The following is a 25,552-nucleotide window of genomic DNA, read 5'->3' as shown; positions in this document are numbered from 1 at the left end:
GATGGGCGGCGGACCTGAAGTCCGCGGACGACTGGCGAGCTTCTTCTCAAGGGACTGGGCGGGGACGAGAGCGATGGCTTTTGGCATAGGCACCTCAAGACAGCGTCGAGGTGTCACACGGCACCGCGCCGGCCGACTGCTCGTGCAGTCCCTGGCCCTGGCGCTCGTCGTGCCCCTGGGGGCGGCTCAGGTGGCGCAGGCCGCGGAGTCGGGTGGCCTGGGCCGGCCTGACGTGCCCAAGACCCGGGCGAGCAAGGTCAAGGAGTATGACGGCCCCGGGGCGAAGAAGGCCCGGCAGAAGGTCGCCAAGGACAAGAAGGCCAACAAGGACCAGGCCGAACGGGCCCGGACGGAGCAGCAGGCGACCTGGCCCGCCGAGGGCGAGGCCACGCTCGGTCTCTCCGGCGGGAGGGAGGTTGGCGCGGAGCCGAGCGGCGTCCCCATCACCATCGCACCGCGCTCGGGAAAGGGGACCGCAGCGGGCGGCAAGGCACGTGTCACCGTGCTGGACCAGAAGGCCGCCCGCGCGGCAGGGGTCACGGGCGTGCTGCTGACCGCCGAGGCGGATGCCGCAGGCAACGCCGAGATGAGCGTCGACTACGGCGGCTTCGCTTCTGCCGTGGGTGGTGGCTGGTCGCAGCGGCTGCACGTGGTGCAACTCCCTGCCTGCGCCCTGACGACTCCGCAGAAGGCCGACTGTCGCACCCAGCGTCCGCTCCCGTCGGACAATGACACTGCGCACCAGTCGGTCACGGCGAAGGTCCACCTCACCGAGTCCGCGGGTGGCCCGTCCTCGCAGCTCATGTCGGCAGCGGACAGCACCTCGACAGCCACCGTGCTGGCCGTCACCGCCGCCGCGGCCGGTTCCGGTGAGTCACCCACGGGCACCGGGAACTACTCGGCCACCCCGTTGTCGGCATCCTCGTCCTGGGAGGCGGGCGGCAGCTCGGGCTCCTTCACGTGGTCCTACGACTTCACGATGCCGCCCGCGGCGGCGGGCCCGGTTCCGCCGCTGTCACTGTCTTACGACTCGGGCAGCGTCGACGGCCGCACCGCCACCACCAACAACCAGGGCACGTCGGTCGGTGAGGGCTTCACGCTGACCGAGTCCTACATCGAACGCTCCTACGGCTCCTGCGACGACGACGGCCACGACGACCTCTTCGACCTGTGCTGGAAGTACGACAACGCACGTTTGGTGCTGAACGGTAAGTCCACGCGGCTGGTCAAGGATGATGACGACGGCCAGTGGCGGCTGGAGAACGACGACGCCTCGAAGGTGACGCGGTCCACCGGTGCGGACAACGGCGACGACGACGGCGAGTACTGGACGGTCATCACAGGCGACGGCACCAAGTACGTTTTCGGCCTGAACAAGCTGGACGGCGCCGACACCCAGCGCACCGACTCCGTGGCGACGGTGCCGGTGTTCGGCGACGACTCGGGTGAGCCCGGCTACTCCGGCGGCGACGCCTTCGGCGACCGTGTGCTGACCCAGGCCTGGCGGTGGAACCTCGACTACGTCGAGGACACCCGCGGCAACGCGGCCACCTACTGGTACACGAAGGAATCGAACTACTACAAGAAGAACGAGTCCGAGACCGCCAACGCCTCCTACACACGCGGCGGTTACCTGGACCGCATCGAGTACGGCCTGCGCAAGGGCGCCCTGTTCACGGACAAGGCAGACGCGAAGGTCACCTTCGGCTACGCCGAGCGCTGCACAGCCTCGGACTGCTCCAGCCTGACCGAGGACACCTCGGACAACTGGCCGGACGTCCCGTTCGACGCGATCTGCTCCAAGGACGACGACGAGTGCAACGCGTCCGGCCCGTCCTTCTTCTCCCGCAAGCGCCTGACCGGGATCGACACCTTCTCCTACAACGCCACCAGCGCCGCGTACGACCCGGTGGACTCCTGGGACCTGACCGAGCAGTACCTGGACGGTGGGGACATCGGTGACACCTCCGACCAGGCGCTGACCCTGAAGTCGCTCAAGCGCACCGCCAAGGCGGGCACCACGACCATCGCAGTGAACCCGGTCACGTTCACCTACGAGATGCGGCCCAACCGGGTCGACGCCACGGACAACATCCTGCCCCTGACCCGGCCCCGGATCTCCACGGTCACCTCGGAGACCGGCGCGATCACCACAGTGACACTGTCGGGTGAGGAGTGTGTGCGCAGCCAGGTGCTGGGCGCGGCCCCCGACACCAACACGCGTTCCTGCTATCCGCAGTTCTGGCACATCAATGGTGCCGAGGACGCAGCGATCGACTGGTTCCACAAGTACCGGGTGCTGGCGGTCCTCGACTCCGACCCCACCGGTAAAAACGAGACGGTCGAGCAGGCCTATTCCTACAGCGGTGCCGCCTGGCACTACAGCGACGAGCCGCTCACGCCGAAGGACGAGCGGACCTGGTCGGACTGGCGCGGTTACCAGCAGGTCACCGCATGGACCGGCGCGACGGACGTCACCCGTTCCAAGACCGTCTCCCTCTATCTGCAAGGCATGGACGGAGACAAGAATCAGGACGGCACCACCAAGTCGGTCTCCGTCGACGCCCTGTCGGCGCCGGCTCTCGGGGCCGCCTCCCTCACCGACAGCGTGCAGTACGCCGGGCAACTGCGCGAACAGGTCACCTACGACGGCTCCACCGCGATCTCGGCGACGGTGAACGACCCCTGGTCGCAGGAGACCGCCCGCCAGACAGTGCCTGGCGCCGGTGACCACGTCGCCCGTTACGTACGGACGCAGAAGGTGCACAGCTACACCTACCTGACGGCGTCCCAGACGTGGCGTGAGCGTCTGACCGCCACGTCCTTCGACAGCTACGGCATGCCCGTGTCGGTCGACGACTCCGGGCAGGTCGGCAAGGCCTCGGACGAGACCTGCACCCGCACCTGGTACGCCCGCAACACCGACCTCGGCATCATCAGCCCGGTCTCCCGCACCCGCACGGTCGCCCGCACCTGTGCGACCCCGGACACCTCGCTGTCGCTGCCCGCGACCATGGACCCGGCCAAGCCCGCCCGAGGCGACGTGCTCTCCGACGTGGGCATGGTCTACGACACCGCGAACGCCACGACGTGGTCGGCGACCCAGAAGCCCACCAAGGGTCTGGCCACCTGGACCGGCCGTGTCACCGGCTACACCGCCACCGCGGACACCGGCGGCGAAAGGATCCCGGCCGGCTGGCAGACGGGCGCCACCACCACGTACGACACCCTGGGCCGCCCCCTGAACGTCACCGACGCGGCAGGGAACACCACCTCCACCGCCTACACCCCGACCGACGCGGGGCCGCTCACCAGGACCATCAGCACAGACCCCAAGACCTACAGAACGATCAGCTTCCTCGACCCGCGTCGTGGTCTGCCGCTACGCACCTATGACAACAACTCGAAGAAGACCGAGACGGCCTACGACGCGCTCGGCCGGCTCACCCAGGTGTGGCTGCCGAACCGGTCCAGCAGCAGCCAGGTTCCCAACCAGAAGTACGCCTACCACATGGACGACACGGGGCCGTCCTGGGTGTCGACCTCGACGTTGAAGAAGGACGGCGAGACCTACAACACCAGCTACACGCTCTACGACGCGCTTCTGCGTCCCCTGCAGACCCAGTCTCCGACACCGCAGGGCGGCCGTCTGCTGACGGACACACGCTACGACACGCGTGGCCTGGCCTACGAGACGTACGCGGACATCTTCGACACGACCAGCACGCCGAACGGGACCTACACAAGGGCCGAATACGGGGAGGCCCCCACCCAGACCCAGACGGTGTTCGACGGGGCTGCCCGTCCGACGACCAGCACTTTGTACGTCTACGGCGTCAGCAAGTGGTCCACCACGACCAGCTACACCGGTGACTCCGTCGCTACCACGGCCCTGGAGGGCGGCTCGGCCAAGCGGACGATCAACGATGTACGCGGCCAAGCGACGGAGACCCGCGAGTACGCGAGCGCGAGCCCGGCCGACGCCTCCTTCGGCGGCGGCACCGGCGCCTCGTACACCTCCACGAAGTCGTCCTACGCCCTGGACGGCAAGCAGCTGACGCTCACCGGCCCCGACGGCGCCGTGTGGTCGTACGTCTACGACCTGCTCGGCCGCCAGGCCAGCGCCACCGACCCCGACAAGGGAACAGCACTCACCGAGTTCGACGCCCTCGACCGTCCCGTCAAAGCCACGGACTCGCGGGGCAAGTCGATCCTGACCGGCTACGACGAACTGGGCCGCGTCACCGGTACCTGGCAGGACTCCAAGACAGAGGGCAACCAGCTCACCGGTTACACCTACGACACCCTCCTCAAGGGCCTGCCCACGTCCTCCACCCGCTATGTCGATGGCGCGGCGTACACGCAAGCTGTCACCGCCTACGACAGCCTGAGCCGCCCCACGGGCACCGAGCTTCAGCTCCCGGACACAGATGCGTTCCGCAAGGCCGGCGCAGCCTCCACGCTGGCGTACGAGACGTACTACAACATCGACGGCACCCTGCAGTACAACAGCGAGCCCGCCATGGGAGGGCTGCCGTCGGAGATCACCGAATACGGATACAACGGCCTGGGCAGCGTGACATCGATCGGCGGCGCGACCGGCTATCTGCTGGACGTGGACTACTCGGCGCTCGCGCAGCCCCGTCTGCTGACCCTCGGCACGGGCGGCAGCGGCAACAAGAGCGTCTACGTCGCCAACGACTTCGAAGAGGGCACCGGCCGCCTGATCCGCAGCCATGTAACGGACCAGACCCACGGCTACATGCTCCAGGACCTCAACTACACCTACGACCAGACCGGCAACGTCACCGCGATCAGCGACCCGACCACCCTGGGCGGCACCAGCTCCGCGGATACGCAGTGCTTCGCCTACGACGGCCACCAGCGCCTGATCGAGGCCTGGACCCCTGCCTCCCAGAAATGCTCCGACACCCAGAGCGCCTCCAGCCTGTCGGGCCCGGCCCCGTACTGGACGAGCTACTCGTACAACGACGCGGGCCAGCGGACGAGTGAGACGGTCCACAAGACCACGGGCGACACGAAGACGACGTACTGCTACCCCACCACCCTCACCGATCAGCCGCACACCCTGACCGGCACCACGACCAAGACCGACTGCGCCAGCCCTGAGCGCGCGTACGACTACGACGACTCCGGCAACACCTTGCACCGCCCGGGCGCGAACGGGACCCAGACCCTGGAGTGGTCGCCCGAGGGCAAGCTGAGCAAGCTCACGGAGAACGGGACGTCGACCGACTACCTGTACTCCGCCGACGGCACCCTGCTGATTCGCAACACGCAGAACGGCGAACGAGTCCTGTACGCCGGAACCACCGAACTGCACCTACGTGCTGACGGTACGACGTGGGCGCAGCGTTACTACAGCGCTGGCGGCGTCACGGCCGCCGTCCGCTCCAATCAGTCAGGCACGAACAAACTCACCTACCTCACGGGCGACCGACACAGCACCTCAACTCTGGCGCTCAACCCGGACACCAACCAGACCTTCACCAAGCGCTACACGACCCCCTTCGGCGCCGACCGCGGCACAACGCTGTACGGCCCCTGGCCCGACGACAAGGGCTTCCTCGGAAAGACACGGGACACCACCACCGGCCTGACGCACGTCGGCGCCCGCGAATACGACCCCGCGACCGGCCAGTTCATCAGCGTCGACCCTGTCCTGGACGCGGCCCAGTCCCAGTCCCTGAACGGTTACGCATACGCCAACAACAACCCCGTCACCAACAGCGACCCGACCGGCCTGTGGATCGACGACGGAACGGGGCACAGCGAGTCGCACCCCAAATCCACGGGAAAGAAGAAGAACCAGGGCATCCCTCCCGGTGGAACCGGTGCTGATGGTTGCTATTACAGCTGCGGTAGCACGGCCAGCAAGAACGGCACCGTACAAACGGGCGATCCAGGGAGCGATGATAGTGGAAACGTGACATCGTCAGATATCAGGGTGGTGGACTCCGGCCTGACTGATGAGGAATACGAGCAGTTTAAAAGGCAGGGATATCAGGGTTCGCAGGATTTTACCCTCCAGGAGGCTGCTACCTGGATGGAGGACCCGAAGTACGGCTATGCGGCTCATCTGTATACCTGCTTGTTGCTCGGCGGGGAGCAAACGGATTGCATGCAAGAATCCTCTAGTGTGCGCCCGCAAAGTGGTCCCGTTGATCGTGTTGTCATGGGCGCGCTCGTGTATGTAGGGGTTGCGAGCATGGTCGTCACCTGTCCTGAGACAGGGGGAGTTACGTGCTCGGCTGCCGTCGGTCTCGCCGCTGCTGCTAGTTCCCAAGTGGTTGCGAGTGCCGGAACGGATTCATGGGATACACGGGGCTTCATGGTGAATACGGTGGCTGGTGGTCTGGGCAATGCTGTGCCAGCCTTTTTGGCGGCTCGTGGTGCTGCAAGGGTAGTCGCTGCGTCCCGGCCCGTGTCTATGGGGCCAGGAGGTGTCGCGTCAGCAGCGAAGGGTGGTTCGCTCATGGTTAGATACACAGAGCTTCAGATGGAAGTTACGCGCATGGAACTCGAGGTAATTAAACTCGTGGAGAAATACAAATGAGATCAATACTCGCGTGGCTGAGGTGTCAGTTTGACCGGTATCTGCAGTTGCCTCAGAGTGTCCGGGTGTGTATAGCCATAGCGGCCTTCGTTATCGTTCTCGTTGCCTGTTCTGGAGTTCTGGGTGTCGCGCGGTGGGCGATCCCATATTTCGTGGGAGGCATATTTTTCGGGGCGGCGATTCGTAAAGCTGGCTGACTCGACGAGGTGGCTGTCCACGCCGGACTAGTCGTGACCGGCCCGGCATGGACGTCAACGAGGGTTCCTGTACGGCCGCACCCAAAGAGCAGCTTGTGACATAGTGTCCGTCAAGACTTTCTGGCAAGGTGGGAACCATACCGTTGAGTAACTGACGGGGCACGGTGGTCTTGTCGTTGCGGGCGATGCTGCGGGGAAAATCGTCCTCCCGGACGGCGCGCTGGAAGAGCACGTCGAACGACTGGAACGCGGCGGCCATGAGCGCAACACCGACTGAGGTGCGCTCCGGCGGCATGACGAGTCCTCGGAGTGGCGTAGGTTCCGGGGGCTCATGGGGCGTGGCCCGCTCCGGCCGGGCCGTGAGGGCTGCCCGGCCGAGACAAGACGCGTATGGCGGTGCGGAGGTCAGGTGAGCTGCGTGGGTTTTGGGGCCTCCAGTTCCTCGCCCTCGTAGTCGATGGGATCGAGATCCTCATACGCTGGTGCAGGCAGGCGCTCGCCTCGACTGACTGCGATCCGGTGCGCATTGGTCAGCGCCGCGGTCAACCGGACTGCAAGCAGGTGGAGTTCACCCTGAGTCCACTGACGCCCGGCCAGAACGCGCTGCGCCTCGTGGAGGAGTTCACCGGCCAGACCGAGCTGAGCCGACTCCATGTTGTCCGCGAGCCTGGACAGGTATCCGGTTCCCTCGCCCGCGAGATAACAAGGCTTGCCCTCCGGACCCGCCCAGGGCAGTAGACGCAGCTGACCCGTCGGGCTCATGCCGGTACCTCCACTCCGCCGACCAGCCGGGCATCGATGTTGACGCCGTGCACGGCCAGCCACAGCACGCGTCGCCGTGCCCGTCGGCGCCGTTGCTCCCGGCGTTCGTGCGCGACCAGGTACGGACGGACCAGCCGATTCTCCTCACCGCGCAGTACCGGGAGAGCCGATGCTGGGGGCGGACCTGCGGTCGATGTCTCCGCGCAGAGGCCGGCGGACTGCTGATCTGGTCTGCGATGGCGGCCCGGTGCGGGCAACAGCAGCCGTAGCAGCGGCTCGAAGATGTGGACGATACAGTGCGGCATGTCGACGCTCCTTGTCAGCGTTGGCCATGCCCCCGGACCGTTCGCCCGGTCGCGGGGGTCCTGACGAGACGTCAGCCTGCCGACCGGCGATGCACGGCAGTTGCACCAAGAAGTGCAACTGCCCTTGCATCGAATCCGCTATATCCCGACCCACTCCGCGTAGCGTGCCAGCGAGCTACTACGCGCCCGCTCCTGTCGCTTGAGAGCCAGGACCGTCTCCCGCACGGTCGGGTGGTAGCGGGTCTGCTGGGGTGCGATGCGCCTGGCCTGATGAAGGCAGTCCAGCGCCTGCTCCGGGTGGCCTGACCAGGCATGGGCCCGGCCGAGGTCCATCCAGTGGTGCCCGGCCCGGGAACGGGTCCAGCCGCGCGGAATGCGTACATCCTCGGCGAGTTCGATCGCCCGCCCGAAGTCGTCCATCTCGGAGGCGATGGCCACCGCGTGCACACCGACATTGGTCGGCCCCCAGGTGACGCCGAAGTCGGGCAGTTCCCCCGTGGCCCGTGCGAGAGCCCGGGCTTCGGCCAGGCGGGCGTGGGCATGGTCCCGGTCTTTCATGCGTCCCGCGATCACCGCAGCCCGCAGTTGCATCACGCCCCGCATCGCCTCAACGCCTGTCAGGCGACGCGCATCCTGACCATCGAGATCGTGCAGAGCCCGGTCGATCACCTGGATGCCCAGGTCATAGCGGCCGGACGACATCGTCGTTTGCGCACGAAGGTAGGCGTACATGGCGGCCAAGCCCGGCTCATCAGCGCGCGGTGCCGTCCACGCCAGACGGTCCAGCGCGACGGTCGCCAGGTCGATGTAGCCGAAGTTCCACGCCACGGTAAACACACACCGGAAGGTCCCTGCCAGGCACTCATAGGCCAGCCGCTGCTCCTCCCCGATGCTGGTGTGCACCGCCTGCACGGACTCGTTGATCAGCGCTGGTAAGGCGCGCACCATGTCCGTGTACTGCGCCTGACGGCGCTGCACCAAGGCGCACTGGACATCGGCTCGGATCAAGACAGCCGGGCGCGGAGCCGTCTCCCAGTCCAGAGGGATGTCCCAGTTCTCCAGCCCCTCACGGATCGGCTGGATCAGCGCGTCCATCCGGTCCCGGCGCAGTTCCTCGGCATACGGCTGTCCCAGCAGATCCGAGGTGGAGACCCCCAGGGCGCGGGCACAGGCAGCAACAAGAGCCGGAGAGGCGGGCTTCTGCCCGCATTCCACCTTCGACAGCAGCGACTTCGAGACGTGCGCCCGCATTGCCAGCCCCTGCTGCGTCAGGCCGCGCTGCTTGCGAATGCGGGCGATCCGAGCGCCGACGTGCTCCTCGATGCTCTGCGACACGGCGAACTCCGTTCTGCGGCAACACTCAGACGGTACCGTTCCTAGAAACTGAGCGGGAGTGAGTGCTGTTTCCAGCGCTCATGCTCAGCCGGACGCCCCGAACGGTGTTGGGCGTTCTGGTCCACCGCGTTCGCTCCGCGTCCGGCGCGCACGGATCGTGTCCGTGGTCCGGGGATGCGGGGGCGGTTTCCCTCACGCCCCGGGGCCGCCGGTTCGGCCTGGACGGTCCGATGCCCCGCACGATCACTCCGGTCGTGCGGGGGCGGTGCCGTCCGTCGCCGGACCGGGTGCCCCAGGGCGCGCCTGCCGATGGCCACGGCGGCTGCGTCGTGGCGGGTGGTCTTCCTGGTTGTGGTGGTGAGGGGTCTTTGCCAGTGCTGGGCGCCCCAGCGGCTGGTGTAGGCGGGGTCGACGGCGACGAGGGTGATGCCGAGTTCGGCCGCCATGGACACCAGCCGGGCCCGCAGCTTGCTGACGGGCATGCCGGAGATGAGGTTGCGGAAGCGCTTCTTGCGGCCGTGCTTCTCGCGGGTGGTCTCGGCGGTGAAGTCCAGGTCCTCGATCGCGATCGCGAGGCCGTGCCGGGCGGCCCAGTGCAGCAGGCGGATCAGCGCGTGCCTGACCTGGGCGTCGCGGTGGGCGGCGGTGCCGGACAGGTCGTAGTCGAAGCGTCGGGGATGGCCGGTGGGGTTGCCGTGGGTGTCGAGGCGCCAGGCAGCCAGGTGATCGGCGTTGGTGTCGACACCGGCCATGCCCCTCGCGCGGGCCGCCTGAAGCGGCACGGTCTGGACCGGGGGGATCGTCCAGGACGCGGTCACATACCAGCGGCCCCGGACTGTGTCTTCGTGGATGCGGTAGGCGACGGCCCGGTTGGCTGCCACGCGGTCGGCCCACTGCTCACCCCGGTGCGCGAACGACACCTTCGCGGTGAGGACGTACCGGCCGTGCGGGGCGTTCGCCAGGTGCGCGAGCGGCGCGGGGAGTTTGAGGGAGACCTCGCCGTCGGCGGTGACGCGGATGGTCTCGTTGCCGAAGCGTTTGCCGGACTCGCCGTCCGCCTGGAGGAACCGGCGCCCGGCCCGCCACCGTGTGCGCCACTGCTCCTCGGTGAGCTGCGCCTCTTTCAGGTGGTGGCGGGTGTTCAGCAGCCGTTTCCCGCCACGCACCACACGCACGACCCCAGACTCGCGGTCCGCCCGCACCGCCTCAAGCCGCTCTTCGAGCACGTGCAGGCGACGGGACTTCACGTGCCACTCTCGCCTGCTGCGGTAGCCGCCCGGTGCCCGCTTGGTACCCCTGGCGCCCACGGGCCGGGACAGCCTGTGGGTGATCGTGTCGATCCCGGCCTGAAGGCTCTGCATGTGCGCGAACTGGCCACGCCGGGCCAGCGCCCACTGATCGTGGGTGGCCTTCGTGATCGACCCGGCCCAACGGGCGGACGACTCCCGGGTCAGGACGCGCTTGCGCTCGGCCCACCGCTCACTGTCGTGCTCCAGCCCGGCCGCACACCGTGCCCTCAGATCGCGGGAGGCCAGCGAACCCAGCAGATCCCCGACCAGGCGCAGCACTTGCTCGTCCGCTGCGGTCAGGTGCTTGAGGCGGGTACGGATCGCCACCCCCGAGGGGCCCGGCACCACGAACGACGCCGCAACCTCCCGCAGCCCACCCAACCCCCTCACCCCCCACCTCTCGGTGCCGCAGAGATCCGTCACCACACCCAACGACCACCACCAGCAAGGGTCACGCATTCGACGCGAGAACCCCCGTTCCCCACCCGGCGCGCGATCCCGCCGCTGCCCGGGGGCTCACTCAAACGCACCAGAACGCACTCAACCGCCGTCCAACGCCAACTGCTCACAACCCCCACCATGCAGCCCCGGATCAGCCTCGCCACAGCACCTGCCAGGTGCTCGCGCCGTCGATACGGGCGGCCCGGCGATCTCCCGGGGGAACAGGGCGAGGACGGAGGACAACAGTGGCTGGGCCCGACGCCCAGCCCCGCTCCACCCAGCCAGGATCACGTTTCTCACACACCTCTCATAAACCCTTGTCCTGAACCCGTCACATCTGCGTATGGTGATCGCCGCGCCCGACGGAGCCGACCACTCCGTCATCGTGCGCGACGAAAGGCGACCGGGGGGATGTCCGTCGCCACGGGGAGAGACAGACCGTTCGTATGCCGCGAGCCGGCTCTTCACGCATGCCCTTCCACACGGGCGACCCCGGTCTCCGTCATGCGATGAAGGGATGCCTCTTGCGCCCCGTACGAGGGTTCATCAGGCCCGGATCACCACGGTCCGGGCCACTCACCACACTGCTTACGGCCACCGTCGCGGCCGCCGTGCTCGGCGGCCTCGCCGTACAGCCGTCGCTGCTCGGCCGGTACGCGGCCGACGACATGGCCCCCGTGGCCGACAGCTACGACGGCTTCGACGCCAAGGCGGCCGAACAGCTCCGCCAGGACCAGTGCCTCATGACCGAGGTGCTGCGGATGGGCGGCCCGGCCATGTACGGCGTCGCCCAGGACGGCCTGAACCAGACACCGGACAAGCTGCACACGGCGGCCGACCGGCAGTACTGGAACACCACCCCGCTGAGCACCGCGTTCCAGAAGGACCGCGACGACATCGACAAGATCGACCTGTACGGGCGGCTCCAGGTGTGGAAGAAGCCGCTGTCCGGGCTCTCCTACCCCGGCGGCTTCAAGAGCGTCGCCGACTTCCAGGACCCTCCGGGGCTGCCCGGGGGCGGCAAGGACTACTTCGAGCAGGTCGGCATCACCCCGTGGCTCGGAGCCCAGTGGTGGAAGAGCGAGGGCGACTACTACGAGGACCCGACCCCCGAGGCCGACGAGGCGACGGCGAAGGCGGTCACCGACCTCGGCACCCCGCTCTACGGCAAGGACCCGGACCCGAGCCTTCCGCGTGACGAGTGGAACCGGGCCCTGGCCGAGCAGCGGGCCTGGGAAGACCGCGTCTTCATGCACAAGCAGTGGGCCGACGACGCCCGCATCTTCCTCTCCTCCGGCGGCTTCCCGCGCACCGCGCCCGAGCCGGGCAGCGTCGAGTACCGCATCGCCGTCGAGGACCTGAAGGCCCGGTTCGCCTCCTGCGACTGGCACAGCCCGGCCGACCCGAGCAAGGTCCTCGGCAAGGAGGTCGCGGCCGCGTCGGCGGAGTGGCAGCAGGAGATCGCCGCCCAGGCGACCCAGCGCAACCAGATCCTGGGCGCGAGCCGTGAGGCCACCAGGTCCCTCGCCGACGGCGCCTCCGCGCTGGGCGAGATGCTGGGCCAGTCCTGGATCGCCGACCACCTCGCCCGCTGGCAGGACTACTGGTCGGCCGGCGGCCCCGGCTGGATCGGCGACAGCCCGTTCGTCGTCCACGCCCACGGCGCCACCGACAAGTGCCTGGAGGTGGCGGGCGCCAAGAAGGACAACGGCACGGCCGTACAGCTCTACACCTGCAACGGCGGCGCCGGGCAGAAGTGGCAGATCTCCGGCGACCACCTGGTCAACCCCAACTCGGGCAAGTGCCTGACCGTCAAGGGCGGCGCGAGCGCCAACGGCACCGCCGTGCAGATCTCCACCTGCTCCAACAGCACCTCCCAGAACTGGGAGTACGGCACCCACGGCACCACGCGGCTGTACCACCCGGCGACCGGCAACTGCCTCGACCTCGCCGACTACACCAACAGCCGCGACGGCCGCATGTGGGACTGCACCGGCAAGGCCCCGCAGCAGTTCGACGTCGTCCCGTCCGGCCACAACGGCACCGACGACCTCGACTACCCGACCAAGGCGCAGTTCGACAAGGCGAAGAAGGGCGTCACGGACGCCCAGGCCGCGTCGAAGAAGCAGCTGGACCTGTTGAAGGCGAAGGCCGCCGCCGCGAAGAAGGCCGCCGCCGACACGGACACCGCGACCCAGGCCGCCTACGCCATCGCCGACAAGGCGGGCGCCCCGCGCGGCCGAGGTCTGCTCGTCGCCCAGCAGAAGGCCCAGGTCACCAAGGCCTCGGCCGCCGCGCTCGAAGCACTGTCGAAGGCCGGTGACACGGCGTACGCCGCCACCAGGGCGGCCGTCGGGGACAGCGAGACCATCGCCGCCCGCGCGCTGACCCAGGCCGCCCAGTCGAAGGCGGCGTTCCGTACGGCCGCCGCGAACGAGGCCCGTGCCCAGGCGAAGGCCGCCGCCGACGCGGCCGCCGTCCAGGCGCAGAACGCCAAGGCCGCCCGGGACCTCGCGAAGGCGAAGCTCGCCGAGACGCAGAAGGCCGAGGCCGACGCCAAGGCCGCGGCGGCCGACGCGCACGCCAAGCGGCTCGCGGCGGAGGCCGAGGAGGCCACGGCGAAGGCGGAGAAGGAGACCGCCGCCGCCAAGCAGGCCGAGGCCGCCCAGCACAAGAGGAACGCCGAGGGCTACGCGACGACCGCGAACGAGGCCAAGGGCCGCGCGGAGACCTCCGAGTCCACCGCGCGCACCAAGCGCCAGGACGCCGAGGCCGCCCGCGACCGGGCCAAGGGCAAGCGCGACGACGCGTGGGACGCGGAGAGCAAGGCGAACGCCTCCCGCGCCAAGGCCGACGCCAAGGACGCCTACGCCGAGGCCCATGCCTCCGACGCCGACGCCAAGGACTCCAGGGCCGCGGCCGACGCCGCCGACGCGGCGGCCGACGACGCGGAGTCCGCGGCGACCTCGGCCCGCGCCGAGGCGAACGCGGCGACCCAGGCCGCCGCCGACGCGGACGCCGCCGCCACCCGCGCGGAGGCCGCCGCCAAGCGTGCCCGGTCCAACGCCGACGCGGCCCAGGCCGCGAAGCTGAGGGCGGACGCCGCCGTCCGTACGGCGACCAGCGCCGCCGCCGACGCCATCAAGGCCTCCGAGACCGCGGCCTCCGCCGCCCGCACGGCCGTGGAACTGGCCGACGAGGCGGACAAGCACGCGGCCGACGCGAAGGCCCAGGCCGACGCGGCCAAGGCCGAGTCCGTCAAGGCGGTCGCCTCGGCGGCCGACGCGGCCGGTCACGCCTACACCACCGCACAGGCCGCGGCGGACGCCGGAGCCTCGGCGCAGCAGGTCGCCGCGCCCGCCAACGACGCCGTCCAGCTCGGTTCCCCGTACGTCGACACCGACGCCACCGCGGGGCTGGTGGTCCTGACGGGCCAGTCGTCGAAGACGATCGCCGAGCAGCAGAAGGCGGTGGCCGACGCGCACGCCGCCAACGCCCAGAAGAACGCCGACCAGGCGGCGAGCCTCGCCGCGGCGGCGACGGGCGACGCGAAGGCGGCGTACACGCTGGCCGCCGAAGCCGCCGGCTTCGCCGCGACCGCCCGCAAGTCGGCGAAGGAGGCGCTCGGTTACGCCGCCGAGGCCGCCAAGTACGCCGCCGACGCGCAGGCCTCACTGGCCCGCACCATCGAGTACGACCAGCAGGCCACCGCCGACGCGGCAGCCGCCGACAAGGCGGCAGGCCGGGCCGAGGGCTACGCGGCCGACGCCCGCGCCTCGGCCGACCAGGCCGCCCTGGACGCGGCAGCGGCGCGCACGGCGGCCTCGCAGGCCGAGCAGGCCGCGAAGGACGCCCGAGCGGCGGCCGACCGCGCCGACGCCGAGGCCACCCTCGCCGAACAGGCGGCGAAGGACGCCCAGAAGTACGCCGACTCGGCCCAGCAGGCGGCCGACTCGGCCGAGCGCAAGGAGGCCAACGGCCAGGTGCAGACGGGCGCCGGAACCGGCGTCAACGGTGTCTTCTACGTCATCGAGAAGATGACCGACGCGGCCCCGGCCAAGCAGCTCAACCCGTGCGACTACACGCTCCAGGGCTGCACGGTGACGTACGAACTGCACCTCGACCTCACGGTCAGCTACTACTTCTGCACCAACCCCGACGTCCCGGCGACCGAGTCGGGCTGCCCGGCGGCGAACACGGTCTTCCTCAAGACGGAGGTCCTCAGGAACCAGAAGCAGGAGTGGACCCACCACTTCAGCGCCGGTGACATCACCCGCCTCGGCTGGCAGGCCCTGTTCGGGGACACGCTCGGCGCGGTCCTGTACGAGGTCGTGCTGGGCGACGCGGTCCGCTGCTACCACGGCGACAAGGCCGGCTGCGCCTGGTTCGCGTCCAACTTCATCCCGGGCAAGGCCTTCGAGAAGGTGGCCGAGGGGATCCGTGCCCTCCACGCCGCGATGACGACCGGGATCGGCGTCACCGACGCGTTCAAGGCGCTGAAGGCGCTGGACGTGGACCCGGCGACGATCGCCCGGATCGAGGAGACGGTCCGCACGTACGACGAGATCGTCACGGCCTGCAAGGTCAACAGCTTCACCGGCGACACCATGGTGCTGATGGGCGACGGAACGCGTCGGCCGATCCGGGACGTGCGGGTCGGCGACCTGGTCCTGGCCGGCGACCCGGGCACCGGCGCGCTGACCCCGCGGCCGGTCACCGACACCTTCCGGCACGACACGGATCACCTGATCGACGTCACCGTGGCCGGCGGCGTGCTGACCAGCACGGCCGGGCACCGGGTGTACGTCACCGAACGCGGCTGGACGACGGTCTCCGACCTGCGCGCCGGGGACGCGCTGCGCGGCTCGGACGGGACCGTCCGCACGGTGACCGCGCTGCGGGACCGCGAGGGCCTCGCGCCCCGCGAGGTGTACGACCTCACCGTCGACGAGACCCACACCTTCTTCGTGCGCCCGCAGGGCGGCCGTGCCACGGACGTCCTCGTCCACAATTGCACGAAGATCCTGGAGGACGAGGGGATCGCCGGGGCGCACACCAAGGAGAAGCACATCGACGTCTCCGACTCGGACGCCTGGAACCGGGCCCAGACCGAGCCCGGTGGCACCGTGGGCAAATGGAAGGACGAGGCGACGGCCGCGCGTGTCGTCGACGAGGCGTTCCGCCAGTGGGAGAAGAACGGCGACAACGCGCAGAAGCTGGCGGACTGGAAGATCAAGGAGGCCAAGAAGCAGGGCAAGCCGGGATACATCTTCGACGCCAAGCGGGACACGCTCACCTTCGACTGGGAGGTCCGCGGCGAGAAGGACGCGCTCGGAACGGTGTTCACCAAGAACGGTCCCCGGGCCGGTGAGGAGTCCAGCAAGACGGTCCGGATCGTGCTGAGGTACGTGGCGAAGAAGGACCCCGTGCAGCCGCACAAGCCGACGAACTTCGTCGTCTACACGTCCTATCCGCTCCCGAAGCAGTCGTAGGAGCGCGTACGAGCAAGGTCACGGGCCCCTTCGCACGACGAAGGGGCCCGTGGCCGTGAAAGGTTCTGTGATGGCGCACCGCAAGGCGTACTTCGTCGACCACGACGCGGACTTCGGCCTCAGTGGTCTGGCCGGGGTCCTGTGCCGCCGTACCACGCTCCGGCTCGACGAGCCCACGGTGGCGGCGCTGATCGACCGGGCGGTCCATGACGACGAGGACGAGCAGCTCGTCAGGGATGCGCGGCTGCTGCTGGAGTCCCCGCTGCCCGACGGCGTCCTGCACGCCGTATGGCTGGCCGCCACGCGGCGCTGCTTCGACCCGGCCGACCATGGTTCGGACATCCGGGCGTGGCTGCGCCGGGTCTCCGACGCGGGCCCGGTCCGCGCGGCGGGGGCGGAGACCTCCGGCCCGACGGTGACGGAGGAGGAACTGCGCGAGGCGGTGGCGGCGGAGCTGCGCCTGCTCGCGCCCGCCCTGACCACCGCCGTTGCGGTGCCGGACCTCGTCCCCGCACTGGAGCGGGTGGTACGGGAGGCCGACGCGGATCTGGGGTTCCGGCTCCTGCTGAGGGCCCTGAAGGCGTACGCGGTGCGGGTGACGGACGAGCAATACCACCGCTTCCTGGGCCTCGGCGAACGGCTCGACTACCCGCTCGCCGCCGTCTTCGAGGAGCTGAGCGTGCACTGGCCGCCCCTCGCCTCGGCACCGCGGGACTTCGAGTTCGGCTTCGGACTGCCGAAGCTCTCCCGGCTCCTCGACGGGGAGTGGAACGCCTGGCGGTACGAGGGCACGGGCACGCCGCAGGGCTACGCCGCCGGGTTCGTCCGCGCCGACAGCGGCCTCGTGCCGGGCGCCCAGGCTGCCGTGCTGCTGGAGGACGCCGTCCGTCTGCTGGACTCCCCGCTCGGCGACGGGCGGATCACCGCGCTGTGGCGGGCGGCCTCTCGTCGCTGCGGCGCGAGTGAGGACTTCGACGCCGACGGACGGGTCTGGCTGCGGCAGGTCGCCGAGGACTGCCGGGAGTATCTCGCCGAGGTCGACCCCGCGTACACCCTCGTCCTGCGGCCCGCGCGTACCGGGCTCGCGGAGGAGGTGCTGTCCGAACTCCGGCTGATCGGACCGGCCCTGGAGGCGACCGGTGACGCCATGGTGCGCGAGGCGGTGAAGGCGCTCGCACAGGTGACGACGGAAGCCGATCCGGAGCTCGGCTTCCGTTTCTTGCTCCGCTTCATCGACGGCTACGGCATCACGGTCACCGCGGCCCAGTACGCCCGCTACGAACGGCTCGGTGAGCGGCTGGGCTGCGGCGCGGACCATGTCCGCCGGGAACTGGAGCCTCCTGTCAGCCGATAGCCCGCGCCGCCGTGCTCGCCCGCCGTGTCAGGGTCGGCTGGATCAGCGTCGCCTCCGGTACCAGACCACCCGCCAGCTTCTCCATCAGCAGCCCCACAGCCCGATCCCCGACCTCAGCAGACGGCAGCGCGACCGAGGTGACCCCCAGGGACTCGGCCAGTTCGTCCGGGCAGATCGCCGTCACCGACAGATCGCCGGGCACGCGGAGCCCGAGCTGTTCGAAGGCGGTGACGAGGGGCTCCAGGACCGCCTCGTTGTGGACGACCACGCCCGTGAGGGCCGGCTGGTCCCGGAGCAGTCGCTCGGCCACCTGCCGGGCCGCCGCCGGGGTCGCCTCGCAGGGGTGGACGGCCGAGGCGAGCCCGCCGCGGTCGGCGGCCGCGGTGAAGCCCTGGACGACACGCTGGGCGAACGCCGTCCCGCGCACGTACACCTCCGGCGGCGACCCGACGAGCGCCACCACCCGGTGCCCCAGCTGGGCCAGATGCTCCACGCACCGCTCGCCCGCGCCGCGGAAGTCGAGGTCGATGCAGGTCAGCCCGGCACAGTCGCGCGGGAAGCCGATCATCACGGACGGCCGGTCCAGGGTGCGCAGCAGCGGCAGCCGGGGATCGTGCAGCTGCACGTCCATCAGGATCAGCGCGTCGACCAGGGCCGTGTCCGCGACCCGGCGCAGACCGTCCTCGCCCTCCTCCTGGGTGAGGAGAAGGACGTCGTGGTCGTGGCGTCTGGCCGCCGTCACCACCGACGCCACGAACTGCATGACGACCGGGACATGGATGCCGGCCCGCAGCGGGGCGACCAGCGCCAGCACGTTGGAGCGTCGGCCGGCCAGGGCCCGGGCGCCCGCGTGCGGCCGGTAGCCCAGCTCGCGGGCGGCCGCCTCGACGCGCTGCCGGGTCGCCGTCGAGATCGGGCGTTTGCCACTGAGGGCGTACGACACCGTGCTGGCGGAGACCCCGGCGCGCCGTGCCACATCCGTGATCTTCACCATCACCCGAGCTCCAGCGTCAGGAAGCCGGTGCCCGCCTCGGCCCGGGCCACCCGGTCCCCGGAGGCGAGCGCCCAGGGTGCCGAGGCGTCGCTCGCCGAAGCCCGCAGGGTGTCCCTTTCCCGTACGACGGTGAAGACCGTGTCCCCGGCCCGTACCGTCACCTCCGTCCCCCGCTCCAGGCCGTACGTCCGCAGGGTCACCCCGTCGGCGTGCGGATAGTCGGGCCGGTCGGCGTGCGCGCCCACCGGGAGCACCGCGCCCGGCCGCACCAGCAGCGGCACGCTGCGGAACCCGTGCCGTTCGCGCACCCAGCGCGGACCGGTCACCGTGCGTCCGGTGAGGAAGTGGGTCCAGGTGCCCTCGGGGACGTAGTAGGTGACGTCCCCCTCGTCGTTGAAGACGGGGGCGACCAGCAGATCCGGGCCGAGCATGTACTGCCGCTCCACCTGCGCGCACCCCGGGTCCTGCGGGAACTCCAGCACCATCGCCCGCATCACCGGCAGCCCCTCCTCGTGGGCGACGCGCGCCACGTCGTACAGGTACGGCATGAGCCGCAGCTTCAGTCGGGTGAAGTGCCGCAGGACGTCCACCGCTTCCTCGTCGAACAGCCAGGGGACGCGGTACGAGGAGCTGCCGTGCAGCCGGCTGTGCGAGGACAGCAGCCCGAACGCCAGCCAGCGCTTGAACAGCGCCGGGGTCGGTGTGCCCTCGAAGCCGCCGATGTCGTGGCTCCAGAAGCCGAAGCCCGACAGGCCGAGCGACAGCCCGCCGCGCAGGGACTCCGCCATCGACGCGTACGTCGCCTCGCAGTCGCCGCCCCAGTGGACGGGGAACTTCTGACTGCCGGCCGTCGCCGAGCGGGCGAAGAGGACCGCCTCCCCCTCACCCCGGTGTTTGCGCAGGACGTCGAAGACCGTGCGGTTGTAGAGGTACGTGTAGTAGTTGTGCATCCGCTCCGGGTCGGAGCCGTCGGACCACTCCACGTCGAGCGGCACCCGCTCTCCGAAGTCGGTCTTGAAGCAGTCGACGCCCTGTGCGAGCAGCGCCTCCAGCTTCGACGCGTACCACTCGCGGGCGGCCGGGCTGGTGAAGTCGACCAGGGCCATGCCGGGCTGCCACATGTCCCACTGCCAGACACTGCCGTCGGGGCGGCGCAGCAGATGGCCGAGTGCCTTCCCCTCGGCGAACAGCGGGGAGCGCTGGGCGATGTACGGGTTGATCCACACGCAGACGTGCAGGCCCTTGGCCTTCAGCCGGGCCAGCATGCCCTCCGGGTCGGGGAAGACCCGGGGGTCCCAGCGGAAGTCGCACCAGTGGAACTCCCGCATCCAGAAACAGTCGAAGTGGAAGACGGACAGCGGCAGTTCGCGTTCCCGCATGCCCTCGATGAAGGAGGTGACCGTCTCCTCGTCGTAGGAGGTGGTGAAGGAGGTCGACAGCCACAGCCCGAAGGACCAGGCGGGCGGGAGCGCAGGGCGCCCGGTGAGCGCGGTGTACCGGCGGAGGACGTCCTTCGGGGTGGGCCCGTGGACGACGTAGTACGTCAACTCCTGCGTCTCCGCGCTGAACTGGACCCGGGAGACAGTCTCCGAGCCGACCTCGAAGCTCACCTTGCCGGGGTGGTCGACGAAGACGCCGTAGCCGGCGTCGGTGAGGTAGAACGGCACGTTCTTGTATGCCTGTTCGGTGGCCGTGCCGCCGTCGGCGTTCCAGATGTCCACGACCTGGCCGTTCCTGACGAGCGGGCCGAAGCGTTCGCCGAGGCCGTACACGGAGGTGCCGACCCCGAGGTCGAGCTGTTCGCGCAGGTAGTGGCCGCCGGTGGCCGCGTCCCGCAGGATGGCCATGCCCTTGGGGCCGCTGGCGGTGAGGGTGCGGCCGTGGGCGAGGAACTCCACCCGCCAGGGACCGGAGCGGGCCACCCGCACCGACAGCGCGCCGGAGGTGAGCGTCGCGTGGTCGTCGTCGTACGAGAGGAGCGGGGAGGCCTCGGTCCCGGCGAGGTCGAAGACGGGCTCGCGCGGCCGCTCGCCCGTGAAGTGGCGCAGGGTCAGGCCGATGACGTCCGGCATCGGGGTGTGGACGGTGAGCGTCAGGACCGGTCCCGTCATCAGGTCGCCGCGGCTGCGGATGGGCCGGGTCGGGGCGTGGATCTCCAGGGTGCCGGCGCCGACGCCCTCGGGCTCGGTGACGTCGAGGACCTCGGCCGGGTACGCGGCGGTGACGCCCTCGCGCAGCAGCCAGTAACCGTCGGAGAACTTCATGGGTGGGGGGTCTCCTTACTTCACGGCGCCCACCGCGATGCCGCGGGTGAGCGTGCGCTGGAAGACGAGGAAGAAGACGAGCGCGGGCAGGACGCCGAGCAGGGCGGCCGCGTTGGTCATGGTGGCGTCCATCAGCCGCTGGCCCTGCAGGACGCCGAGGGCCACCGACACCGTCTGGTTGTCGTTGGAGATCAGCATGACCAGCGGCAGCAGGAACTCGTTCCACGTCCACACGAAGAACAGCACGAGCAGCACGCCGAGGGTGGGCCGGCTGACCGGGACGACGATCCGCCACAGCACCTGCCAGGTGCTCGCCCCGTCGATGCGGGCCGCCTCGATGATCTCCCGGGGGAACCGGGCGAGGACGGAGGACAGCAGGAACGTGCCGAACGCCGACTGGACCACCGTGAAGACGATGATCACGCTGAGCCGGGTGTCGTAGAGGCCCACCTCCTTGCTGAGGTAGTAGAGCGGGTAGACCAGCGCCTCCTGCGGCAGCATGTTCGCCAGCACGAAGAAGGCCAGCAGCCAGGTGCGGCCGCGGACCCGGCCGATGCCGATCGCGTAGGCGTTGAGCACCGACAGCACGACCGCGCCGACCGCCACCGAGCTGCTGATCAGGACCGAGTTGATGAGCTTCTGGCTGTAGTCGACCCGCTCCCAGAAATCCTTCAGGCCGTCCAGGTAGAGGCCGTCGGGCAGGCTCAGCGGGCCGTTCGCCGAGTACTCCGCCGGGGACTTGACCGCGTTCACGGCGACGATCAGGAACGGCACGACCATGAGGAGCGCGGCGAGGCAGAGGGCGACCAGGACCGGGTAGCGGCGCAGGGCGTTCGTCATGCGCGCACCCCCTCCTCCGCACCCTCCGCCCGGGTCTGCAGCCGCAGGCCGACCAGGGAGAGGGCGAGGATGATCACGGTCAGCACGGTGGAGATCGCGGCGCCGTAGCCGACCTGGGTCTTCTCGAAGAAGGTGGTGAAGGAGAAGTAGGAGGGCACGTCCGTCGCGCCGCCCGGGCCGCCCTTGGTCAGGACGTACACCGCGCCGAACACCTTCAGCGCGGCGATCGTGCACCAGGTCAGCACGACATGGATCTCCGGGCGCAGCTGCGGCAGCGTGATGTGCCGGAAGCGGCGCCACCAGCCGGCGCCGTCCAGTTCGGCCGCCTCGTGCAGCTCGGGGTCGACGCGCTGCAGACCCGCCATGAAGACCACCAGCGGGAAGCCGATCTGCACCCACACCAGCACGCCCATCACGCTGTACAGCGCGAAGTCGGGGTCGCCCAGCCAGTCCCGCTGCCGGCCGCCGAGCCCGATCGCTTGGAGGAACGCGTTGAGGGAGCCGTTCTCGGGGGCGAGGATCCAGCTCCACACGATCCCCGCGACCGCGATCGGCAGCACCTGCGGGAGGTAGAAGCAGGCGCGCAGGACGGACGTCACCTTGCTGCCGAAGTGCTTGCCGACGTAGTCGAACAGGGCGGCGGCCAGGACCAGTCCGAGCGCGGTCGGCATGGCCGCCATGGCGACGACCATGAACAGGCTGTGCCGGAACGACGCCCAGAAGCCCGCGTCGTCGAGCAGCTCCCGGTAGTTGCCGAACCCGGCCCAGGACGGGCTGCCCACGCCCTGCCAGTCCGTGAAGCTCACGCCGGTGTTCATCAGGAACGGCACGACGATCACGGCGAGGAAGGCGAGGACACCGGGGAGCAGGAACAGGGCGTAGGAGTCGCGGGGGCTGCTGCGGGGGCTGTCGCGGGGGAGGGGCACCTTCATCGCTGAGGCACGCCGTTGTCGTACGCCTTCTGCAACGCGTCCAGGTAGGCGTCCGGTTCCTCACTGCCGGTGATCAGCTTCTGGGTCTCGGAGACGAGGACGTCGTAGAAGCCGGGGACCGGCCAGTCGGGGTAGAAGGCCAGGCCGTCCCGCCCGCTCAGCGTGTTGAAGTGGGCGATGAGTTCCTTGGCCTTCGGGTCGGTGATCGCGGCGGGGTCGGCCGCGACAGGCACCCCGCCCTTGTTGCCGAGCAGGTTCTGGATCTTCTTCGACAGGGTGATGTCGATGAAGTCGTAGGCGAGTTCCTTGTTCCCGGCGCTCTTCGGGACGACCCACAGATTCCCTCCGGAGCCGAGTGTGAGGTCGGAGCCGGGCCACAGGGTGGTGCCCCAGTCGAACGCCGTCGCCTCCGCCTGGAAGCGGCCGTACCACCAGCTCCCGGAGAACAGGATGGGCGCCTTGCCCTGGATGAAGGAGACGCCGGCCTCCTCGGCCTTGGTGCCGCTGGACTTCTCGCCGAGGTAGCCCTTCTCCACCCAGTCGGCGAAGGTCTCGGCCGCGTACGTCCAGGCCGCGTCGTGGAAGTCGGTCTTCCCCCGGTACAGCTCGTAGGAGTCGACCCAGGAGCGGTCGGCCTTGGACAGGGCGAGCTGGTAGAGGTACTGCTGGGCGAGGTACTCGGCGCCGGAGTTGGCGAGCGGGGTGATGTCGTGCTCGACGAAGGTGTCCATCGCCGTGACCAGGTCGTCGAACGTGGCCGGCTCGGCGAGCCCGTACTTCGCGAACAGGTCCTTGTTGAAGTAGACCATCGTGTACTCGGCGTAGTCCGGCACGCCGTACCACTTGCCGGAACCCATGACACCGTTGTCGTCGTACTGGCTGGTGGTGCGCACACCCGGGCTCAGCAGCTTGTCCCAGCCGCGCTCCGCCGCCTCCGCGGACAGATCGGTGAGCAGCCCCTGCTTCGACAGCAGCCCCGCCGTCGCGTTGCCCTTGTTGTACTCCATGAGGTCGGGCGCGTCGGAGGAGTTGAGGACCATCGGGGCGGTCTTCTGGATCTGCTCGAAGCTCTTCTCCTCGAACTTCACCTTCACGCCGGGGTGTTGGGCCTCGAACTCCTTGATCGCCTCGGCCCAGGCGACGCCCATCGCGCTGGTGGGGCCTTCGTAGTGCCACAGTCGCAGGGTCTTGGGATCGGAGCTGCCGCTGTTGTTCGTGCCGCCGCAGGAGGCCAGCAGCAGGGCACCCGCCAGGGCCGCCGCCACACTCGCCACCGCACGCCTTCTCGCCGTCAACATCCTGTGCCTCCAGGGGAGTTCGGGATGGTTCTTTCGGGCTCTTTCGGGCAGGAACAGCCATCACGCGGCGTTCGACGAGGTCGTCGAACCGTTTCGATGCGTGACGTCGAAGCGCTTCGACGGGGGAAGGTAGGGGGCGGCTGTGACGCGCGTCAATGGGGCGGGCGGGAATTGACCGGAGAGGTGATGGGCGGCGGTTGTGTGTGCTCGGTCTCAGCGACACGCCGTGCACACGGCGTGTCGCTGAGACTCGATCACCACTCCTCGGCGGTCAGCCGGATTCACCTCAGTGCTCCCGGGTGAGCGGGGCCCCGGGCGAGCGGGGCCCTGGCGGGGCTGGTTAGCCGGCAGCGGTGGTGAAGAGGTCGTCGGCGGTGGTGGCGTGGACGGCGCGCTCGGACCAGGTGGTGAGCTGGTCGAGGTCGGTGCAGGCCTCGACGCGGTCGCGCACGGAGTCGGGAACGTCGATGCCGCGCCAGCGCAGGATGTTCAGGACCATCTCGGCCCGCTCCTGGGCCCTGCCTTGCTCTCGTCCTTCTTCCCGTCCTTCTTCCCGCACTTCCTCGGCGAGCGGGTGCCGCCAGAAGTACTGCATTGCCGTCATCAGGTCCCTCCACATCTGCTGGGCCTGGGGGTCTGCCAGGCACGAGTCGACGAATTGCACGAACACCGCGGCACTGTCCGCGTCGATGGACTTCAGGGCGACTACCAGCGATTCCAGTATGCCCGCGGCCTGCGGCCCCCGGCCGTGCGTCATCGCCGAAAGCACCGCGAGGGCGGGGTCCCGCACCGCTTCCGCCTCGTCCGAGATCACCGGGACGTTCCCCGGCCCGAGGACGAATGGCCGGACAGTCATGGAGGGCATGCCTCGCACCCCGACCTGGATGGGCTGGGCCGCCCAGCGGGCCGTGGCACTGTTCTGGGTGACGACGATCAGGACGGGGTCGCAGTGGTACTTCTCCAGCAGGTAGGCGAGGTAGTACGGCCAGCTGCGGTGCTTCCTGGCGTCCGGGTCGGTCTGCGACTCCACGACGAGGAGGTAGGTGCCCTCGTCGGTCTCGGCCCGTAACAGCGTGTCCACGCGTCGCTCGATCGGCTCGACTTCGGTGAGGTCGATGTTCATGGCGGCGAAGTCGTGCGGCTCCGGGAAGGGGACGTGCAGCACCTGCTGAAGGGCCCGGGTGAGGAGTGCGGGGTCCTTCTGGAAGATGCGGTGCAGCGCCTCGTGGGACGAGGTGACCATCAGCTCTCCTGTCTTTCTGCCTGACGTGATCAACGAGCTACGCCGCCGGAAGTTCGCACCACACGAGCTTGCCGGGCAGTCCGAGGCGGGAGAGGGGCTGCCATCCCCACAGGTCGGCGCAGGCGCGTACGAGGGCGAAGCCGCGACCGCTCTCGGCGTCGGCCGGCTCGGTGAAGTCACCCGGGGGTTCCGGCGGTTCGGGGTCGGCGTCCCACGCACCGATCTGCAG

The 25,552-nt window shown here is 69.5% G+C and carries 13 protein-coding genes and 1 pseudogene; 3 read left to right on the top strand and 11 right to left on the bottom strand.

The features are described from left to right. Positions 1 to 73: 73 nt before the first annotated feature. Positions 74 to 6,577 (top strand): RHS repeat-associated core domain-containing protein, encoded by a 6,504-nt coding sequence (locus tag ACLZN2_RS33025; protein WP_416983079.1) that lies wholly within the window; start codon positions 74 to 76, stop codon positions 6,575 to 6,577. A 602-nt stretch (positions 6,578 to 7,179) separates the two neighbouring features. Here the strand turns inward: ACLZN2_RS33025 and ACLZN2_RS33020 are convergent. From ACLZN2_RS33020 to ACLZN2_RS33005, 4 genes are all read right to left on the bottom strand, one after another. Beyond that, complete coding sequence (locus ACLZN2_RS33020; RefSeq protein WP_416983078.1) at positions 7,180 to 7,536, bottom strand: hypothetical protein; 357 nt, start codon at positions 7,534 to 7,536, stop codon at positions 7,180 to 7,182. After that, the gene (locus tag ACLZN2_RS33015) at positions 7,533 to 7,841 is read right to left on the bottom strand and encodes a hypothetical protein (protein WP_416983077.1); all 309 of its coding nucleotides are present in this window, start codon (positions 7,839 to 7,841) and stop codon (positions 7,533 to 7,535) included. The genes ACLZN2_RS33020 and ACLZN2_RS33015 overlap by 4 nt, the downstream gene beginning before the upstream one ends. A gap of 138 nt (positions 7,842 to 7,979) precedes the next feature. Continuing rightward, positions 7,980 to 9,176 (bottom strand): helix-turn-helix domain-containing protein, encoded by a 1,197-nt coding sequence (locus ACLZN2_RS33010; protein WP_416983076.1) that lies wholly within the window; start codon positions 9,174 to 9,176, stop codon positions 7,980 to 7,982. 41 nt (positions 9,177 to 9,217) lie between these two features. Beyond that, a complete protein-coding gene (locus ACLZN2_RS33005; protein WP_416983119.1) occupies positions 9,218 to 10,846 on the bottom strand; it encodes an IS200/IS605 family accessory protein TnpB-related protein in 1,629 nt (542 codons plus the stop codon). A 584-nt stretch (positions 10,847 to 11,430) separates the two neighbouring features. Here ACLZN2_RS33005 and ACLZN2_RS33000 point away from each other — a divergent pair. Both ACLZN2_RS33000 and ACLZN2_RS32995 read left to right on the top strand, forming a co-directional pair. After that, positions 11,431 to 16,398 carry a ricin-type beta-trefoil lectin domain protein gene (locus ACLZN2_RS33000; protein WP_416983075.1) on the top strand — a complete coding sequence of 1,656 codons (4,968 nt, stop codon included), beginning with the start codon at positions 11,431 to 11,433 and terminating at the stop codon, positions 16,396 to 16,398. 70 nt (positions 16,399 to 16,468) lie between these two features. Next, positions 16,469 to 17,752, top strand: a complete 1,284-nt coding sequence (locus ACLZN2_RS32995) for a hypothetical protein (RefSeq protein WP_416983074.1) — start codon at positions 16,469 to 16,471, stop codon at positions 17,750 to 17,752. Here the strand turns inward: ACLZN2_RS32995 and ACLZN2_RS32990 are convergent. The 7 genes and pseudogenes from ACLZN2_RS32990 to ACLZN2_RS32960 all read right to left on the bottom strand — a co-directional run. Further along, positions 17,742 to 18,746, bottom strand: a complete 1,005-nt coding sequence (locus ACLZN2_RS32990; RefSeq protein WP_416983073.1) for a LacI family DNA-binding transcriptional regulator — start codon at positions 18,744 to 18,746, stop codon at positions 17,742 to 17,744. The genes ACLZN2_RS32995 and ACLZN2_RS32990 overlap by 11 nt on opposite strands. Then, positions 18,746 to 21,010 carry an alpha-xylosidase gene (yicI, locus tag ACLZN2_RS32985; RefSeq protein WP_416983072.1) on the bottom strand — a complete coding sequence of 755 codons (2,265 nt, stop codon included), beginning with the start codon at positions 21,008 to 21,010 and terminating at the stop codon, positions 18,746 to 18,748. The genes ACLZN2_RS32990 and yicI overlap by 1 nt, the downstream gene beginning before the upstream one ends. 15 nt (positions 21,011 to 21,025) lie before the next feature. Beyond that, complete coding sequence (locus tag ACLZN2_RS32980) at positions 21,026 to 21,850, bottom strand: carbohydrate ABC transporter permease (RefSeq protein WP_416983071.1); 825 nt, start codon at positions 21,848 to 21,850, stop codon at positions 21,026 to 21,028. Continuing rightward, a complete protein-coding gene (locus tag ACLZN2_RS32975) occupies positions 21,847 to 22,782 on the bottom strand; it encodes a carbohydrate ABC transporter permease (protein ID WP_416983070.1) in 936 nt (311 codons plus the stop codon). Before ACLZN2_RS32975 ends, ACLZN2_RS32980 begins: the two co-directional genes overlap by 4 nt. Then, positions 22,779 to 24,080, bottom strand: a complete 1,302-nt coding sequence (locus ACLZN2_RS32970) for an ABC transporter substrate-binding protein (protein ID WP_416983069.1) — start codon at positions 24,078 to 24,080, stop codon at positions 22,779 to 22,781. The genes ACLZN2_RS32975 and ACLZN2_RS32970 overlap by 4 nt, the downstream gene beginning before the upstream one ends. 340 nt (positions 24,081 to 24,420) lie before the next feature. After that, on the bottom strand, positions 24,421 to 25,323 hold the full coding sequence (locus ACLZN2_RS32965) for a hypothetical protein (protein WP_416983068.1): 903 nt from the start codon (positions 25,321 to 25,323) through the stop codon (positions 24,421 to 24,423). 37 nt (positions 25,324 to 25,360) lie between these two features. Continuing rightward, positions 25,361 to 25,552, bottom strand: a pseudogene (locus ACLZN2_RS32960) (ATP-binding protein); the annotation flags it as partial.

It is taken from the genome of Streptomyces sp. T028 (assembly GCF_048159505.1).
Lineage (GTDB): Bacteria > Actinomycetota > Actinomycetes > Streptomycetales > Streptomycetaceae > Streptomyces.
The sequence above is the reverse complement of the archived record's forward strand: the minus strand, read 5'-3'. Positions and strand labels throughout refer to the sequence as shown.

Excerpts from the sequence above, each read along its gene's own strand:
- ACLZN2_RS32975 (WP_416983070.1), bottom strand. The coding sequence starts at position 22,782 with ATGAAGGTGCCCCTCCCCCGCGACAGCCCCCGCAGCAGCCCCCGCGAC.
- ACLZN2_RS32995 (WP_416983074.1), top strand. The coding sequence starts at position 16,469 with ATGGCGCACCGCAAGGCGTACTTCGTCGACCACGACGCGGACTTCGGC.
- ACLZN2_RS32980 (WP_416983071.1), bottom strand. The coding sequence starts at position 21,850 with ATGACGAACGCCCTGCGCCGCTACCCGGTCCTGGTCGCCCTCTGCCTC.
- ACLZN2_RS33025 (WP_416983079.1), top strand. The coding sequence starts at position 74 with ATGGCTTTTGGCATAGGCACCTCAAGACAGCGTCGAGGTGTCACACGG.
- yicI (WP_416983072.1), bottom strand. The coding sequence starts at position 21,010 with ATGAAGTTCTCCGACGGTTACTGGCTGCTGCGCGAGGGCGTCACCGCC.
- ACLZN2_RS32970 (WP_416983069.1), bottom strand. The coding sequence starts at position 24,080 with ATGTTGACGGCGAGAAGGCGTGCGGTGGCGAGTGTGGCGGCGGCCCTG.
- ACLZN2_RS33015 (WP_416983077.1), bottom strand. The coding sequence starts at position 7,841 with ATGCCGCACTGTATCGTCCACATCTTCGAGCCGCTGCTACGGCTGCTG.
- ACLZN2_RS33020 (WP_416983078.1), bottom strand. The coding sequence starts at position 7,536 with ATGAGCCCGACGGGTCAGCTGCGTCTACTGCCCTGGGCGGGTCCGGAG.
- ACLZN2_RS32990 (WP_416983073.1), bottom strand. The coding sequence starts at position 18,746 with ATGGTGAAGATCACGGATGTGGCACGGCGCGCCGGGGTCTCCGCCAGC.
- ACLZN2_RS32965 (WP_416983068.1), bottom strand. The coding sequence starts at position 25,323 with ATGGTCACCTCGTCCCACGAGGCGCTGCACCGCATCTTCCAGAAGGAC.